The sequence below is a fragment of the Mesorhizobium sp. WSM2561 genome, from assembly GCF_000513915.1.
Classification (GTDB): domain Bacteria; phylum Pseudomonadota; class Alphaproteobacteria; order Rhizobiales; family Rhizobiaceae; genus Mesorhizobium; species Mesorhizobium muleiense.
This window is the reverse complement of sequence record NZ_AZUX01000031.1, coordinates 51,748-67,835: the sequence shown is the minus strand read 5'-3', so window position 1 is coordinate 67,835 and position 16,088 is coordinate 51,748. Positions and strand designations below refer to the sequence as shown.

13 protein-coding genes and 1 pseudogene are annotated in these 16,088 nt (G+C 64.0%); 7 read left to right on the top strand and 7 right to left on the bottom strand.

The annotated features are described in order from the left end of the window. Positions 1-15: 15 nt before the first annotated feature. From M727_RS0124095 to M727_RS0124070, 6 genes are all read right to left on the bottom strand, one after another. Complete coding sequence (locus M727_RS0124095) at positions 16-1,257, bottom strand: MFS transporter (RefSeq protein ID WP_027154801.1); 1,242 nt, start codon at positions 1,255-1,257, stop codon at positions 16-18. Positions 1,258-1,535: 278 nt separating this feature from the next. After that, positions 1,536-1,997, bottom strand: coding sequence for a MucR family transcriptional regulator (locus tag M727_RS0124090; protein ID WP_023800548.1), 462 nt, complete (start codon positions 1,995-1,997; stop codon positions 1,536-1,538). Positions 1,998-2,144: 147 nt separating this feature from the next. After that, positions 2,145-2,849 (bottom strand): ROK family protein, encoded by a 705-nt coding sequence (locus tag M727_RS0124085; RefSeq protein ID WP_027154800.1) that lies wholly within the window; start codon positions 2,847-2,849, stop codon positions 2,145-2,147. A 16-nt stretch (positions 2,850-2,865) separates the two neighbouring features. Then, positions 2,866-4,242 carry a glucose-6-phosphate dehydrogenase gene (gene zwf / locus M727_RS0124080; protein ID WP_027154799.1) on the bottom strand — a complete coding sequence of 459 codons (1,377 nt, stop codon included), beginning with the start codon at positions 4,240-4,242 and terminating at the stop codon, positions 2,866-2,868. A 16-nt stretch (positions 4,243-4,258) separates the two neighbouring features. Continuing rightward, positions 4,259-5,275: a phosphogluconate dehydrogenase (NAD(+)-dependent, decarboxylating) gene (gene gnd, locus M727_RS0124075; protein ID WP_027154798.1), complete on the bottom strand. Its 1,017-nt coding sequence runs from the start codon at positions 5,273-5,275 to the stop codon at positions 4,259-4,261. A gap of 34 nt (positions 5,276-5,309) precedes the next feature. Further along, on the bottom strand, positions 5,310-7,712 hold the full coding sequence (locus M727_RS0124070) for a glucan 1,4-alpha-glucosidase (protein ID WP_027154797.1): 2,403 nt from the start codon (positions 7,710-7,712) through the stop codon (positions 5,310-5,312). 201 nt (positions 7,713-7,913) lie between these two features. Between M727_RS0124070 and M727_RS0124065 the strand changes: the two genes are divergently transcribed. From M727_RS0124065 to M727_RS0124045, 5 genes and pseudogenes are all read left to right on the top strand, one after another. After that, a complete protein-coding gene (locus M727_RS0124065) occupies positions 7,914-8,927 on the top strand; it encodes a substrate-binding domain-containing protein (protein ID WP_027154796.1) in 1,014 nt (337 codons plus the stop codon). A 49-nt stretch (positions 8,928-8,976) separates the two neighbouring features. Continuing rightward, positions 8,977-10,446 carry a sugar ABC transporter ATP-binding protein gene (locus M727_RS0124060; protein ID WP_027154795.1) on the top strand — a complete coding sequence of 490 codons (1,470 nt, stop codon included), beginning with the start codon at positions 8,977-8,979 and terminating at the stop codon, positions 10,444-10,446. Between the two features lies 1 nt (position 10,447). Continuing rightward, complete coding sequence (locus M727_RS0124055; protein WP_027154794.1) at positions 10,448-11,428, top strand: ABC transporter permease; 981 nt, start codon at positions 10,448-10,450, stop codon at positions 11,426-11,428. A gap of 4 nt (positions 11,429-11,432) precedes the next feature. Further along, positions 11,433-12,380 (top strand): ABC transporter permease, encoded by a 948-nt coding sequence (locus tag M727_RS0124050; RefSeq protein WP_027154793.1) that lies wholly within the window; start codon positions 11,433-11,435, stop codon positions 12,378-12,380. A 121-nt stretch (positions 12,381-12,501) separates the two neighbouring features. Continuing rightward, a pseudogene (locus M727_RS0124045) lies at positions 12,502-12,822 on the top strand (3-hydroxyacyl-CoA dehydrogenase family protein); the annotation flags it as partial. A gap of 31 nt (positions 12,823-12,853) precedes the next feature. Here the strand turns inward: M727_RS0124045 and M727_RS0124040 are convergent. Next, positions 12,854-13,666: a LuxR C-terminal-related transcriptional regulator gene (locus tag M727_RS0124040; protein WP_027154791.1), complete on the bottom strand. Its 813-nt coding sequence runs from the start codon at positions 13,664-13,666 to the stop codon at positions 12,854-12,856. 112 nt (positions 13,667-13,778) lie between these two features. On the opposite strand from M727_RS0124040, the gene M727_RS0124035 reads away from it, so the two are divergent. Together M727_RS0124035 and M727_RS0124030 are read left to right on the top strand one after the other, a co-directional pair. Beyond that, the gene (locus M727_RS0124035; protein WP_036263174.1) at positions 13,779-14,915 is read left to right on the top strand and encodes an ABC transporter ATP-binding protein; all 1,137 of its coding nucleotides are present in this window, start codon (positions 13,779-13,781) and stop codon (positions 14,913-14,915) included. Next, the gene (locus M727_RS0124030) at positions 14,896-16,059 is read left to right on the top strand and encodes a spermidine/putrescine ABC transporter substrate-binding protein (RefSeq protein ID WP_027154789.1); all 1,164 of its coding nucleotides are present in this window, start codon (positions 14,896-14,898) and stop codon (positions 16,057-16,059) included. Before M727_RS0124035 ends, M727_RS0124030 begins: the two co-directional genes overlap by 20 nt. The last annotated feature ends 29 nt before the right edge of the window (positions 16,060-16,088 follow it).

Genomic DNA, 16,088 nt, shown 5'->3' with positions numbered 1-16,088 from the left:
CAGAGCGCCCTGGGATCAGTTTCGCCCGTTGAGGTGGCGGACCTTGCGCAACTGCGGGAACAGCACCGCCCACAGCCCGGCGACAACGACTGCGCCGACGCCGCCGATCACCACCGCGGGCACAGTGCCGATCAATGCCGCCATGGTGCCGGCGCGGAATTCGCCAAGCTCGTTGGAGGCGCCGACGAAAACCTGATTGACGGCGTTGACGCGGCCGCGCACCTTGTCCGGCGTCCACAGCTGAATCAGCGTCTCTCTGATGTAGACGCTGAACATGTCGGCGGCGCCGAGCAAGGCGAGCGCTGCGATCGACAGCCAGGTGATGGTGGAAAGGCCGAACAGCACCGTGAAGGCGCCGAACAGCGCGACGAAACCGAGCATGACGACGCCGGCGTGGTTGCGGATCGGATGTCCGGCCAGCCAGATGGCAACGCAGATGGCGCCGATCCCCGGCGCCGAACGCAACAGTCCCAGGCCCCATGGGCCGAGTTCGAGGACGTCGCGCGCATAGACCGGCAGCAGCGCCGTGGCGCCGGACAAAAGCACGGCGAACAAATCGAGCGAAATGGCGCCGAGCACGATCTTCTCGCTCCAGATATAGCCGAAGCCGGCAAACAGGGTCTGCATCGTCGGCCTGTCGGTCTCGCTGCGCTGGGCAGGCTTCGGGATGGTGAAGACCAGCACCGCTGCGACAAACATCAGAACGGCAGCGGTGCCGTATGCCGCTTGCGCCGAGAGCCCGTAGAGCAGGCCACCGGCGACCGGTCCGACGATGGTCGCCGTCTGCCAAGCAGACGAATTCCAGGCGATCGCGTTGCCGAAATCCTCAGGCGGCACAAGGTTGGCGAACAGCGATGCCGCGGCCGGTCCGAAGAAGGCGCGAGCGATGCCGAACATGGCGAGCACGCCGAAGATCAATCCCGGCCCGCTAAGGCCGCGGAGCGTCAGCAGCAGCAGGGCCAGCGCGCAGATCGCCTCCAGCAGCACCATCAGCGCCATGATCAGACGGCGGCCGAAACGGTCGGCGACCACCCCGGTGATCAGCACCAGCACCAGCGAAGGCAGGAACTGGACAATGCCGACAAGGCCGAGATCGAACGGATCGCGGGTCAGGTCGTAGACCTGCCAGCCGACGGCGACGGATACGATCTGGGTGGCGAATGTCGCGAGGAAGCGTGCCGCCCAATAGCTCAGGAAGGGTTTGTGCCGGAAGGCGGCATAGCGCCGGTCGGGCGGTGCGTGAGGTTCGGGTGTCATGAATCAGGCCCCGTGGCAAAGAAGTCGGCCGGCGGGGCACTTCCACGAGGGCGCTGGTCCGACCACCGCGCTTTTAGCGCAGTTCGGTGCGGGGTGCGCGCAAAAATCGGCTCTGGATCAAGGATTTCCGGCTACCATGCTAATTGCACAGCTCGGCGGAGGTGGAGAGGTTGTTAGGCGCGCAGGTCGAGTTCCCCCGCGCGCCCTCTGTCCCTGCCGGACAGACGGGGCGCTGTCCCGCTAATCTTCGAGACTTCCGTTTGCCGGCTTCGAACGCGTCAGACCGTGGCCTTGGGCTTCCTGGTCTTCTTGACCGGCGCCGGCGGGGCGGCCTTGCGGCCAAGGCCGATCGCCTTCGCCAACTGCGAGCGCGAGGCCGCATAAGTGGGGGCGACCATCGGATAGTCTGCCGGCAAGCCCCATTTGGCTCGGTAGGCATCCGGCGTCAGTCCGAAATGAACGCCGATATGGCGCTTCAGCGATTTGAACTTCTTGCCGTCTTCGAGGCAGATGATGTAATCCGGCGTCACCGATTTCTTGGGATTGACCGCCGGGATCAGCGGTGCTGCGACCGGAACGGCGGGCTGGCCGAGCCCACCTATCGACGCGCTGACGCTGGCGATGAGATCGCCGAGGCCGGAAGCGGGCAAGCGGTTCTTCTCGACGTAAGCGGACACGATGTGAGCGGTCAGCTCGAGAAGGTCGATGTCCTTGCGGGCTTTGTTGCTGTCGTCGGTCAATCTATTTTCTCCGTTAGTGGGGTCGCAGAATTCCTAGTCGGCAAATCTGCATAACGCAATGACGTCGCACCACGCTACACATTATTTTGAATAACAATACTAACGGCCGGGCCAGATCAACAGGTTTGGGCCCGAACCGCTATAATATCAGACAATCAGGGATTTGTCGCGCCACAGTCGAAATCCCCCGTCGAAGGCGCGTGTGTTGTCGCCACGCCTGCAACCGGCAGGCAATTCGTCGAGTTTGTCGACATTGCCGCCGCCGATGACCACATAGTCAGGCTGAAGGGCGGCGCGCAGCCGCTCGACGACGTCGAAGACGTATTTGCGCCATTTCTTCTTGCCGCGCTTTTCAAGGCCGCGTTCGCCGACATAGTCCTCGAAGCTGCCGCCCTTCTTGTAGGGAAGATGCGCGAGCTCCATCGGCTGGGCGACGTTGTCGAGGACCATCGCAGCACCGAGTCCGGTTCCGAAACCCAGGAACAGCATGCGCCCGCCTTCATAGCTGCCGACGGCCTGCATCAGCGCGTCGTTGACCAGCTTCACCGGCTTGCCGAACTGCGTTGCGAAGTCAAATCCGACCCAACCCTTGCCGAGATTGGCGGGGTCGGCCAGTGGCCTGTTGTGGTGCACCGGGCCGGGATAACCGATCGAGACGACATCGTAGGGCAAGCCATCGGCGAGCATCTGCACGACGGCGATCATTTGCTGCGGCGTCAGGCCGGGCCCGGAATCGGCTCTGCGCTCCTCGCCGCCGGCGCTGGTGAGGATCTTGACATGGGAGCCGCCGATATCGATCGCAAGCACGATCTTTTCGCTGTCCGGTGCTTGCTTTTTCGCCGCTTTGGCCATTGCGTCGCCTCCGAGTTCATTTCGCCGGGTTGATCCAGCCGTTCGGCGGTCCGAACCCGGCCATCGCCTCGGCGGGACCCCATGTTCCCGGCTCATAGAGGTGTGGCGGCGTGGTATCGCCGAGCACCGGGCCGACGATCCGCCAGGCAAGTTCGCTGGCATCCTGGCGGGTGAACAACTGGCCATTGCCGTTCATGGCGTCGCCGATCAGCCGCTCATAGGGCGGCATGTCGCCCTTGCTGTCGTCGAGCGCGGTGAGTTCGACCTGCTCGCCGATCATGTCGTCGCCAGCGGCCTTGCGCTGGGCGCCGATCGAGATCGCCACCTGCGGGTCGATGCGGAAACGGACGTGATTCGCATCTCCGGGTTTGATCGGGTCGAAGACGTCGAGCGGCGGCCGCTTCAGCCGCACGATGACCTCGGTGGCGTGCACCGGCATGCATTTGCCGGCGCGGATGAAGAAGGGCACGTCCCGCCAGCGCCAGGTGTCGACGAGGAAACGCACCGCCGCGAAGGTCTCGACCGGCGAATTCGGCGCGACGCCCGGCTCGCTGAGATAGCCTTTGAACTGGCCGCGCACGATATCGTCACTGGTCAGCGTCCGGATCGCCCGCAGCACCTGCACCTTCTCGTCGATCAGATCGTCGGCCGAGCGGCCAACGGGCGGCTCCATGGCCAGCAGCAGCAGGATGTTGAGCAGATGGTTCTCGATGACGTCGCGGATGCAGCCGACCTCGTCGTAGAAGCGGCCGCGGCCTTCGACGCCGAAATCCTCGGCCATGGTGATCTGCACGCTCTCGACGAAATTGCGGTTCCAGATCGGCTCGAGAAAGGAATTGGCGAAGCGGAAATAGAGCAGGTTCTGGATCGCCTCCTTGCCGAGATAATGGTCGATGCGAAAGATCGACTGCTCGTCGAACACCAGGTGAAGGACCCGGTTCAGCCAGCGCGCCGATTGCAGATCGTGACCGAACGGCTTTTCCACCATCAGGCGCGCGCCCTGGGCTGCGCCCGACTGTTCCAGCCCCTGGATGACCGTCTCGAACATGGTCGGCGGCACCGCCAGATAGTGCAGCGGGTGCTGCGCGGTCCCGAGCGCGCTTTTCAGCTTCTCGAATGTCGCGGCGCTGCGGTAGTCGCCGCTGACATAGCGAAGCAGCGAGGCAAGTTTCGCGAATATCTTCTCGTCGACCTTGCCGATGGCCTTGGCGATGCCGTCGCGGGCCCGCGCTTGCAACTGCTTCAGGTCCCAGGCGTCGAAAGCGACGCCGATCACCGGTTCGGTGAGCGTTCCCTTGGCGACCATGGCGTAAAGTGCCGGGAAGATTTTTTTGTGGGCGAGGTCGCCGGTCGCCCCGAAAAGCACCAGCGTGTCGGACCGTTCCTGGTTCATGAGCGTGTCTTCCCCGTCACGAGCCGGTCTTCGGCTTTTCGACATGGCCGCCAAAGGCATAGCGCATGGCGGACAGCAGCTTGTCGGCGAATTCGGATTCGCCTTGCGAGGCGAACCGGTCGAACAGGGCCGAGGACAGAACCGGCGCCGGCACGCCGGTGTCGATCGCCGCCTTCAGCGTCCAGCGGCCTTCGCCGGAATCCGAAACCCGTCCGCCGAACTGCGTCAGCCCCGAATCGGCCTTCAATACGCCTGCCGTGAGGTCGAGCAGCCAGGAGCCGATGACGCTGCCATGCCGCCAGACCTCGGCTACCTCGGCGATATCGATGTCGAACTGATAATATTGCGGGTTTTCCAATGGACTGGTTTCGGCGTCGGCGGTCCGCTGTCGCTTGCCGGCATTCGCCGACTTCAGGATGTTCATGCCTTCGGCATAGGCGGCCATGACGCCGTACTCGATGCCGTTGTGGACCATCTTGACGAAATGACCGGCGCCGCTCGGTCCGCAGTGGAGATAGCCGAACGGGGCGGTTCCGGCATCCTTGCCGGGGGCGGGCACCCCGGCATCGGCGCCTGGAGCCAGGGTGGCGAAGACCGGGTCGAGATGCTGGACCGCACTGTCGGGGCCGCCGATCATCAGGCAATAGCCGCGCTCGAGGCCCCAGACGCCGCCACTGGTGCCGACATCGACATAGTTCAGGCCTTTCAATGCCAGGCGCGCGGCGTGGTCGACAGCCTCGTGATAATAGGAATTGCCGCCGTCGACGATGATGTCGCCCGGCTCCATCAGGTCGGCCACCTGGTCGACGATCCGGCTGGTGATCGCCGCCGGCAGCATCAGCCAGGCGCCGCGCGGCTTGGTCAGCTTGCCGACGAACTCCTCCATCGAAGCGGCTCCGATCGCGCCAGCCGTCACAAGGGCTTCAACGCTGGCCGGGTTGATGTCGTAGACCACGCATTCGTGGCCATCGCGCAGCAGGCGCCGCACCATGTTGGCGCCCATCCTGCCCAGTCCCATCATTCCGATCTGCATGTTGCTCGTCCTGGTTTCTTGAGGGATAGAAGATCTACTGGTTATCCGGCTTGTCGATACCGACGGAAAAGTCGACATTCTCCCAACGGCCGGCATCGGGCCAGAAAAAAGTAAAGACGATCCTGTCGCCCGGCGGGACATCGGCAACGGGCAGGTCCGTGAGATGGATGCCGAAGGCGTTCTCGATCGTCGCGGCGTCACGGATGGTTGCCCAATCGTCGTTGCTCCAATGGACCACCGCCCGCGCCAGCAGTTCGACGCGCAGCAGCTTGCCGGCGGGCATGGCGCGGAGCTTGTGATTGAAGCGCCATGTCCGGCGCGGCGCCACGGTCCTGTCCTCGATGTAGCGTTTCACGCCTTGCGGCGGCATGTCGAAGACGGCGCAGTCATTGAGCGAGCGCAGTAGCTTGATATGCTCCGAATGCGCCCAGACCAGCGGCATGGCGCTGCCCGACGGTCCGCCGTGCCGCAGTTCGTGTTCGGCGATGTCGGAACCATCCCAGACCTGCTCCGGCAGCAGGCCGCCAGACCCGGCCGAATCCTCCAGGGTCTTTAACAGGCTCGCTGCTTTGTCCTTGCGGCCCGCCGCCAGTTCGTAATGGGCGCGCTCGCCGACCAGCAGTGGCCAGGGCCGGCCCTGGCCGGTCCCGTCGAAGGGCGCGCCGTCGGCGTGCTCGCCATAGCCGTCGCTGGTATAGCGATACCAGACGGGCCCCTGCGGCAGGTCGCAGCGCAGCCGCGCATCGATGACCTTGACGGTGCCGACTATGCGCGGATCGTCGGCGGCCCTGAGGCCGAAACGGACGAGCGCCAGCGCATCCGGGCTGACAATCGCCTCGGCCGGCCGGTCGCTATCGCCGGGCGGCAGGTTCTTGATCGGCACATAGCCGTCCCTCGGCGAGGCCGCGCCGGCGGTGTCGGGCGGCGCGACACGGACGTAATAGCCCTCGACGCCGACCTCTTTTCCGAGTGGGGTGCCGGTGACATAGGTCCAGCGCTCGATCTGGTCGTTCCAGACATCGGCGGTTTCCCGCAGATAATTTGCCGGCTCTGCTTTGCCGCAAGTTTCGAACATGTCGGCCGCGGCCAGCAGGGCGGCGATCTCGACGGCCAGCGTGAACGGGCTGTAGCCGGCATCCTCCTCCCAGCGGTCTTCACCGGTGACCGGACCGTTGCGGACGACGTAGGAAGCGGCGCGTTCGACCATCGGCATGAAGGAGCGCAACGCGGCGTCTGCCAGATGCCCAGCCCGGCGCAGCGCGTCTGCGAGCAGCAGCGGAAACGCGCATTCGTCCATCTGGATGCCCGGCCAATAGGCTGATCCGTCGAGCCAGGCGTTCTGCGGCCAATGCCCATCCGGCTGCTGGATCGAGCGGAGATAGGCGAGGATCTCCAGCGCTTGCGCCGGATCGCCGGCGGCGAGGAAGCCGCCCGCGGTTTCGACCAGATCGCGCGGCCAGACCAGATGATAGCCGCCTATATCGTCGTCGCCCTTGCTGAAGCCCCACGGGATCGACAGGCTGGCGACGGCCGCGCCGGTGGATGAGCGATGTGTCGCCAGAACCGCCGTGCTGAGGCGATAGGTGTTGATCCACGCACCATGCCGGTCCAGCGGCAGCAAGCCAGCCTGCCATTTGCGCCATTTTTCGACGTAGGATTTGGCTGCGGGCGCAAAACCCCGCTTCAGACTGGCCGAGGCATTTTCCGCCGCCTCTTGCGGCGTCGTTCCGAAACCCAGCGCCAGCAGCACCTGGGTGTTCGCAGCCGAAAAGCCGATCTCGCCGGTCAGCGCGACATTGCCGTCTTCGGCCCTGCGGCGGGCTGGATCGAGCCGGCCGTCACGACGGAGTTGCTGCCAGCCGTCGGAGACACCGACATAGCCGGCCGAGCATGCTCCCCAGGGCAGCGACGATACGAGCGCCAGGCAAACGCCACGTCCCGATGCAAACAGGACAGGCCTTCCCTGGTGGTCGCCCACCCAGGCGGTGTTGGCCATGCCGGCATTGACCAGATGCGGCGCCAGCAGCGCGTAGACGCGTTGGCCGGCGTGTGTGCTTTTCAGCGGCGTGAAGCTGATTTCCTGCAGCAGAGCGGGGCGTTCCGGGTCCGTAACGATACGCTTTTCGATCCGGTAGGTGGCGGCGGTGTTGACCAGCCTGTAGGCGGGCACCCCATCTTCGAACGGTTCGAGGCTGTGCACGGCATCGCGCTTTTCTTCCGAGAAATAGAAGCCGGGGCCGGTGACGACCAGTCCCATGTCTCGCGTGCAGGCGCTGTCGAGGCGGGGATAATAGACCTCGTTGAGGATGCCGTGGCTGATCGTGAACCAGACAGGACAGGCCGGCGAAAGCGCGGTTCCGATGCCGCTCTTGGCGCTCGACGTCCAGCGCGGCGGAATTCCGGGTGCACCAAGCGCATCAGTCGGCGTCGCTGCCATCTCGATTTCGATCTCCTGCCCCACCCCTAGACCAGGAGCCGAAGCCTTTTCAATCATTGCACCGCAAGTTGATCGTCAAACCTTCATCGATCGCTGTTGACAAGTGCGCCCATCTAAATTTGTCTGACAATATTGAAACGAGGGTCGTCATAACAGCCGCCAGCAGCCAACTACGACCAGCAATCCATGGGAGGATAACAGATGAAGAAGATACTCGTCTTGAGTGCCCTTGCGGCGATGCTCGCGTCAGGCGCCGCGTTTGCCGACACCAGCGACAAGAAGATCGCCTTTTCCAACAATTATGCCGGCAATTCGTGGCGGCAGGCGATGCTCGACAGCTATGCCATCGTCACCAAGAAGGCGGTCGCCGACGGGGTGGTCGCTGCCGCGGACATCTTCACGACGGCCGACAAGGAAGTGCCGACCCAGGCGGCCCAGGTGCAGAACCTGATCCTCCAGGGCTATGACGCCATCGTCATCAACGCCGCCTCGCCGGACGCGCTCAACGGCGCCGTCAAGCAGGCCTGCGACGCCGGCATCGTCGTCGTCTCCTTCGACGGCATCGTCACCGAGCCCTGCGCCTACCGCGTCGTCGTCGACTTCAAGGACATGGGCAGGCAGGAAGTCGAGCAGATGGCCAAGTTCCATCCCGAGGGCGGCAATCTGCTGGAAATCCGCGGCCTTGCCGGCACGTCGATCGACGACGCCATCCACGCCGGGATTCTGGAGGGCGTCGCCGCCCATCCCGAGTTCAAGATCGTCGGTTCGGTGACCGGCGACTGGGACCAGACCACAGCGCAGAAGGCGGTCGCGACGATCCTGCCGTCGCTGCCGGAAATCGTTGGCGTCGTCGATCAGGGCGGCGACGGCTATGGCGCGGCACAGGCCTTCGCCGCCGCCGGCAAACCGCGCCCGACCATCATCATGGGCAACCGTCAGGACGAATTGCAGTGGTGGAAGGAGCAGAAGGACAAGGATGGCTACCAGACCTGGTCGGCGTCGATTGCGCCGGGCGTGTCGTCGCTGGCCTTCTGGGTGGCGCAGCAGGTGCTCGACGGCCGTACCGATGTGCCGCATGACCTGTTGGTGCCATACCTCGCCTTCACCCAGGATAATTTCGAGGCCGAGCTGCCGAACATCCCCACGGGCGGCGTCGCCAGCCACGAATACACGCAGGAAGACGCCATCGCGGCGATCAAAGCCAACATCAAGTGAGCGTGGCATATCCAATGCCGCGCGCGTCGTCTTCCGGATTTCGCTAGGGATGCCCGAGGCCGGTGCAGACATCATCAGACTGGACGGAGCCGAAAAACATTTCGGCGCCGTCCGGGCGCTCGCCGGGGTGGATTTCCACGTCGGCGCCGGCGAATGCGTCGGTCTCGTCGGCCACAATGGCGCGGGCAAGTCGACGCTCATGCATATGGTGGCGGGCACGCTCGTGCCCGACAGCGGTCGGATCGCGGTGCGCGGCGGCATCGAGGACAACTATTCGGTGCCGCGCGCCCAGCAGCTCGGCATACGCTGCGTGTTCCAGGAACTGTCGCTGTGCCCGAACCTCAGCGTTGCCGAGAACACCCGAATCAACCACCCGGCGCTGCGCGGCCTCGGCTGGCGGCGCAAGGCGGCCGATCTGATCGCGGCCGAGCTCGACGAGATATTCCCGGGCCACAGCATCTCCGCCGCCGATATCGCCAGCGACCTTTCCATCGGCAGGCGGCAGATGGTCGAGGTGGCGCGCGCCTTCACGGTGACGCAGGATCCGCTCGAATTGGTCATCCTCGACGAGCCGACATCCTCGCTAGACGCGCACACGGCCGGCCAGTTGCTGGCCTTCGTCCGACGCTTTGTCGCCGGGGGCAAGAGCTGCATCCTGATCTCGCATGTTCTGGGCGAGGTGCTCGGGAATGCCGACCGCATCGTGGTGATGCGCGACGGCAAGGTCGTTGCGTCGGATGCGGCTAAGGCTTTCGATCGCGACAGGCTGGTGACGACCATGGGCGGAGCGGCAGCGCGTGAGAAGATCGCGGCCGAAATCGCGACCCAGAAGCCGGAGACCGGCCCGTTGCGGGTTCGGGCGAGGCCGGCACGGCAACAGGACGGCAACGAACTTGTGGCGCATGCCGGCGAGATCATCGGCCTTGCCGGGCTTGCCGGTCACGGCCAGACCGACCTGCTGCTGGCGATTTTCGCCGCCGCGGCGCGCGCCAAGACCGGCATCGAGGTCACCGCGCCGGTGGCGCTGGTGGCCGGCGACCGCCAGTCTGACGGGATTTTTCCGCAATGGTCGATTGCGCAAAACATCGGCATCCGTTCGCTGGCGCGATTGCGCAATGGCCTGCTGATCTCGCCGCGGCGCGAAGCCGAACTCGCCGACTTCTGGCAAAAGAAAATCGGCATCCGGACGCCCGACATGAACAACAACATCTTTTCGCTGTCCGGCGGCAACCAGCAGAAGGTTCTGTTTGCCCGGGCGCTCGGTTCCGACGCCAGGATCGTGCTGATGGACGACCCGATGCGCGGCGTCGACATCGGCACCAAGCTCGAGGTCTACGACCTTGTGCGCGAAGAGGCTGGCCGCGGCCGTACCTTCCTCTGGTACACCACGGAAACCGAAGAGCTCGACAATTGCCACCACGTCTATGTCTTCAAGAACGGCCGGATCGTCGCCAAGCTTGGTCGCGACGAGCTGACCGAGGAAAAGATCATTCAGTCCTCGTTCGGCGACGCGGCCTGAGATGACGGCAGCACCCGTCGAGACCGGTCCCAAGAGTTCTTCCGAGCGAAGCGCGTTGGCGCGGGCGCGTCTGCTGCGCGGGCTGCTGCCAGCGATGTCGCTGATGCTGGTGCTGCTGGCGATCGCCTGGCTCAACCCGCGCGCCATCAGTTTTTTCGGCTTCAGCCTGATGCTCAATTTGGCGGTCCCGATCGCCCTGGCCACGATCGCGCAGATGTTCGTCATCGCCGGCAACGAGCTCGACCTGTCGATCGGCACCTTCGTCGGTTTCGTCGGCTGCGTCACGGCGACGTGGCTGAAGGACGCGCCGCTGGTCGGTGTCTTGATCCTGCTTGGCTCGATCGGCGTCTATGCGCTGCTCGGCGCGCTGATCCATCTGCGCAACCTGCCTTCAATCGTGGTGACGCTCGGCATGAGTTTTGTCTGGCAGGGTCTGGCCATCCTCATCCTGCCGAAGCCCGGCGGCAAGGCGCCCGACTGGCTGCTGTCGCTCATGGCGTTCAAGCCGCCCTTCGTTCCCTTCCCGATCATTGCGGCGCTGCTGATCGCGGCGGTCGTCCATTTCGGGCTGATGCGCACCTCGTATGGTGTGATCCTGCGCGGCTCCGGCGGCAATGCCGCGGCCCTCAGCCGTGCGGGCTGGTCGCTGCTCAAGACCAAGATCGTGCTGTTCGCATTGACCGGTCTGTTCGGCGTTTTGTCCGGCATGGCCCTGATCGGCATCACCACCTCGGCCGATGCCAATATCGGCAATGGCTACACGCTGCTGTCGATCGCGGGCGTCATCCTCGGCGGCGGCGAATTCGTCGGCGGCCGGGTATCGCCGATCGGCGCGGTGATCGGCGCGCTGACGCTGGCGCTTGCGGCGTCGCCGCTGCTGACCTTCATGCACATCCCGCCCGATTGGCAGGTGGCCGCCAACGGCGCCATCCTCATCATCGTGCTGGCGGCCCGGGTGCTGATCAGCCGCAAAGAGAGGTGAGGGGATGGCATCGTTGCGATTGCTGCTCGCAAAACCCTGGATATGGTCCTTCATCGGCGCGCTGCTGGTGTGGCTGGCGACGATCACCTTTACCGGCGGATATGGCGGCGGCGGCATGATCACGGCGGCACTTTCGCTGGCCGTCTTCACCGTCATCGTCGGTGTCGGCCAGATGTTCGTGATCACGCTCGGTCCCGGCAATGTCGATCTGTCGCTGCCCGCCAATATCGGCCTCGCCAGCGCCGTCGCCATGAAGGTGATGGACGGCAATGATTCAATGATCGCCGTCGGGCTGCTGGCGGCGCTGGCCTGCGGCATGGCGATCGGCGCCGCCAATTATCTCTTGATCTGGGCGCTGCGAATTCCACCGATCATCGCCACGCTGTCGGCGAGCTTCATCATCCAGTCGATCGACATCAGCTATGGCCGCGGCTTGCAGATCAAGCCGCCGCCGGGCTTTGCCAGTTTCACCAACTGGCAGATTCTGGGAATTCCGGTGCTGGCGATCCTCACCGTGCTGTTCTCCATCGGTGCTGCAATCGCGCTGCAGCGCATGATCTATGGCCGTTCGGTGCTGGCGATCGGCCAGAGCATCCGCGCAGCGTGGCTGGCCGGCGTCAATGTCGGCCGCATCCGTTTCCTCACCTATACGCTGTCGGGCGCGCTCGGCGGCCTCGACGGGGCGCTGCTCGCCGGCTATTTCCGCGGCGCCAATGTCGATATCGGCAATGAATACCTGCTGGCCTCGATCGCCGTCGTCGTCATCGGCGGTACGTCGGTGGCCGGCGGCAAGGCCAACGTGCCGGGTGTCTGGGGCGCGGCCCTGTTCCTGGTGCTGCTTTTGACCATGCTCAACACGTTCGGCGTCAGCGCCGGCGTCCGTCTGTTGCTGACCGGGCTGATCATCGTCGGCGTCATCACTGCCGCCGGCGGGCAGAAAGTGCTGCGCTAGCTCTTTCGCATCGGCGCAGAAATCGTTCGAGGGGGGCGGGACAGCGCCCCCTCAGTCATGCCGGAGATCTCCCCCACTTGGGACCCACTTGGGGGGAGATTGCGCGCTCAGCCTCTTTCGCGAGAAGGGCATCGCGCCGCGCGCGGTCGGCACTGACGAGATCATCGAGCGGACGCTCTATCCGATGATCAATGAGGGCGCGAAGATCCTTGAGGAGGGGATCGCCGCCGGCGCCTCCGACATCGATGTCGTCTGGTTCAGCGGCTACGGCTTTCCGGTGGGTAAGGGCGGCCCGATGTTCTGGGCCGGCCTCGAAGGGGTCGACAAGATTAACGAACGGCTGGACCGTTGGCACGAGCGGACCGGCAAGGATGTTTTTAAGCCGGCGCCCCGGCACAGACAGATGGCTGAAACCGGCGCCTGGGAAGGCGTCGCCAGCTAAACTGAGCGAAGGCATTTTCGAAAATCGTGGACTACCGAATCCTCGCGTCCATGATCTCGACAAAACGCGCGAACAGACCAGCCTGCGATTTGATCTTGAGCTTGCGATAGATGTTGCGGCGGTGGACCTTTACGGTTCCCGGTACGATGCGCATCGCCCTGGCTATCGATTCCGTCGAATGGCCCTGAAGCACCAGATCGACGACATGCTTTTCACGCGGCGTGAGCGAAAGGCTCTTCCAGATATGAGCACGCTCGAACTCGTTGACCGGCGCAATCGCCTCGTCCTGCTTCGTCTCTGCCGGTTTGTCGGCCGGTAGGCCAGGCCAGCGCAACCTGACGAAACCGATCACCGCCGGCGCCATGTCGCGCAGCAGCCTGGCATCGGCGGTTCCGAAGGGTCCCGAAGCATGCAGTCGCATCAGCGAAACCACCAACGCGTCCTTTCCCGGCAGCGGCACGAAGAAGCCGACCTCTTCCGCGAGCTTGGTCTGGCTATAGTAGGAGCGGTAATATTCGCTGGCATAGAAGCGGTCCGGCGCCAACTCGCGCATGCGCCAAAAACCTTCCTTGCGCTCGACCGCTGCGTGGTGGAACGGGTCGAGCAGATAAGGCCCCTCCTGATAGAGCGCGACGAAGACATGGCTTTCGGTTGGGGAGAACGTCTCGAACAGCAGCGGCGGGCGCGAGGCGCCGCGATAGCCGAAGACCACACAGTGATCGAAGCTGACATGCCGCCGGAGCCAGGTGACCATCGCCTTGCCGAAAAGCTCGCCGCTCGTCTCCCGTGTCGCAGCGATGAGCGCAGCGAGCTGATTGTATTCGTCGCCGCGCGATCCGCTCAATTTATACCCCTTTAAATGAGAAAATAGACCAAATATACCACCTGCGAGGTATATACTAGTCAGCGTTGGCTCTGATAGCCTCTTGAAATCGCCTTCGCTGGAGCCCGCAGCTTTGACCGCAGTGCCAGATATCGAGTTTCGCGGGGTCACCAAACGCTACGGCAGCGTGACCGCGGTCAGCGGCATCGATCTTGCCATCCCGCCGTCTGCCTTTGTCGCCTTGCTCGGGCCGTCCGGCTGCGGCAAGACAACCTGCCTGCGCATGATCGGCGGCTTCGAACAGCCAAGCGAAGGCGCAGTCTTCATCCGCGACCGCGACATGGCTGGCACGCCGCCCTATCGGCGGCCGGTCAACATGGTGTTCCAGCAATATGCGCTGTTTCCGCATATGGATGTCGAGGACAACATCGCCTACGGGCTGCGCCAGGCAAGGCCGCGGCTGGCGTCGCGGGAGATCAGCCTGAGGGCAGGCGAGGCGCTCGCCATGGTGCGGCTTGCCGGCTACGGCCGCCGCAAGATCCACGAGCTTTCCGGCGGCCAGCAGCAACGAGTCGCCCTGGCGCGCGCGCTTGTCAACAAGCCGGCGGTGCTGCTGCTAGACGAGCCGCTGGCGGCGCTCGACAAGAAGCTGCGCACCGAGATGCAGATAGAGTTGCAGAACTTGCAGCGCGAGATCGGCATCACCTTCGTTCTTGTCACGCACGACCAGGAAGAAGCACTGTCGATGAGCGATTTCGTCTGCGTCATGAATGGCGGGCGCATCGTCCAGCTCGGACAGCCAAGCGAAATCTATGACGAGCCCGCCGACCTGTTTGTCGCGGACTTCGTCGGCAAGACCAATCTCTTGAGCGGCAAGGTCGCCGGGCATTCGGGCAACCTCGTCGAGGTGGCGCTAGCCGACGGCACCGTCATTGCAGCGCGCAAACGGACTTCGCTGCGGCAGGACGAAGCCGTTTCGGTCAGCCTGCGTCCCGAATCTTTAAGCCTCGGCGCGCCGGGAAGCGGCCGGCTGAACGGCATTGTCCGCAACCGGATCTTTCTGGGCGCGACAGCGGAATATGCGATCGAGGTCGGTGGTATCGGAACCCTGCTCGCCAAGGCCGATCATCTGATCGGCAGTGGAAATCTCTTCAAGCCGGGTGAACCCGTCGCCATCGGCTTTACAGCCGGAACGCCGCTCGCGTTCCCGGACCCCAAGAATAACGGGACCAACCAGAGGGAAAATAAACATGTCGAAATCATATCGTGACGGACTGCCGATAAGCCCTGAAAAATTCGTCGAACAGTCGATGCGCCTCAAGCGCGGTTCCATCGGCCGCCGCGAGTTCCTTGGCCTCACCGGCCTTGGCATCGCAACGGCGGTGATGGCCCGCGAACTCGGCATCATGCCCTCGCCGGCCTTCGCCCAGGAGGGTCTTGGCGACCGCATGTCGATCGCCACCTGGCCCAATTATCACGACCCGGCGACGTTCGAGAATTTCAGGGCCGAGACGGGCGTCGCCGTCGAGGTCAATGTGTTCGGGTCAAACGAGGAGATGCTGGCCAAGCTACAGGCAGGCGCCTCGGGCTGGAGCCTTTTCGTGCCAACCAACTACACGATCTCCACCTACAAGAAGCTCGACATCATCGAGGCGCTCGACATGGCCAAGCTTGCAAATTTCGATGGCTCGCAACAGGACCCGCGCTTCACTGGGGAAGGCACGATCGACGGCGTTACCTACGCTGTGCCGAAGAACTGGGGCACCACCGGATTTGCCGTCAACACCAAGAAGCTGGCCAAGCCGATGACGAGCTGGAAGGAGTTCTGGGACACAGCCATGGCGGAGGGTGACGGCCGGACCATGGTTCATGACTACCAGCTCACCACGATCGGCAATGCGCTGAAATATTTCGGCTTCTCGTTCAACTCGCTGAAGCAGGACGAACTCGCCAAGGCGGAAGAATTGCTGCTGAAGGTCAAGCCGCATCTGTTCGCGGTTTCCAGCGATTATCAGCCGTCGATGCGTGCCGGCGACGCCTGGATGACGATGTGCTGGACCAATGATGGGGCTCAGCTCCACCGCGACATTCCCGAGATCGCATATGTGCTTGGCAAGGAGGGCGGCGAGATCTGGACCGACTTTTACGCCATTCCGAAAGATGCGCCCAACAAGCCCGCCGGTTATGCTCTGCTCAACTACCTGATGGACCCGAAGGTCGCGGTCAAGGAGCACCTGGCCAACGGCGCGCCTTCCACCGACGCCCGGGTCAATGCGCTGCTGCCCAGGGAGGTGCTGGACAATCCGATCCTCTACCCGGCGGCCGAACTATTGACTCCGCTGGAATTCGGTGCGGCTGCGACGCTGACCGATCCGGGCCGGGCCGAACTGATGGCCCGCTTCAAGTCGGCTTGAACAGGTCCGATGCAGGTAACTCACCCGGC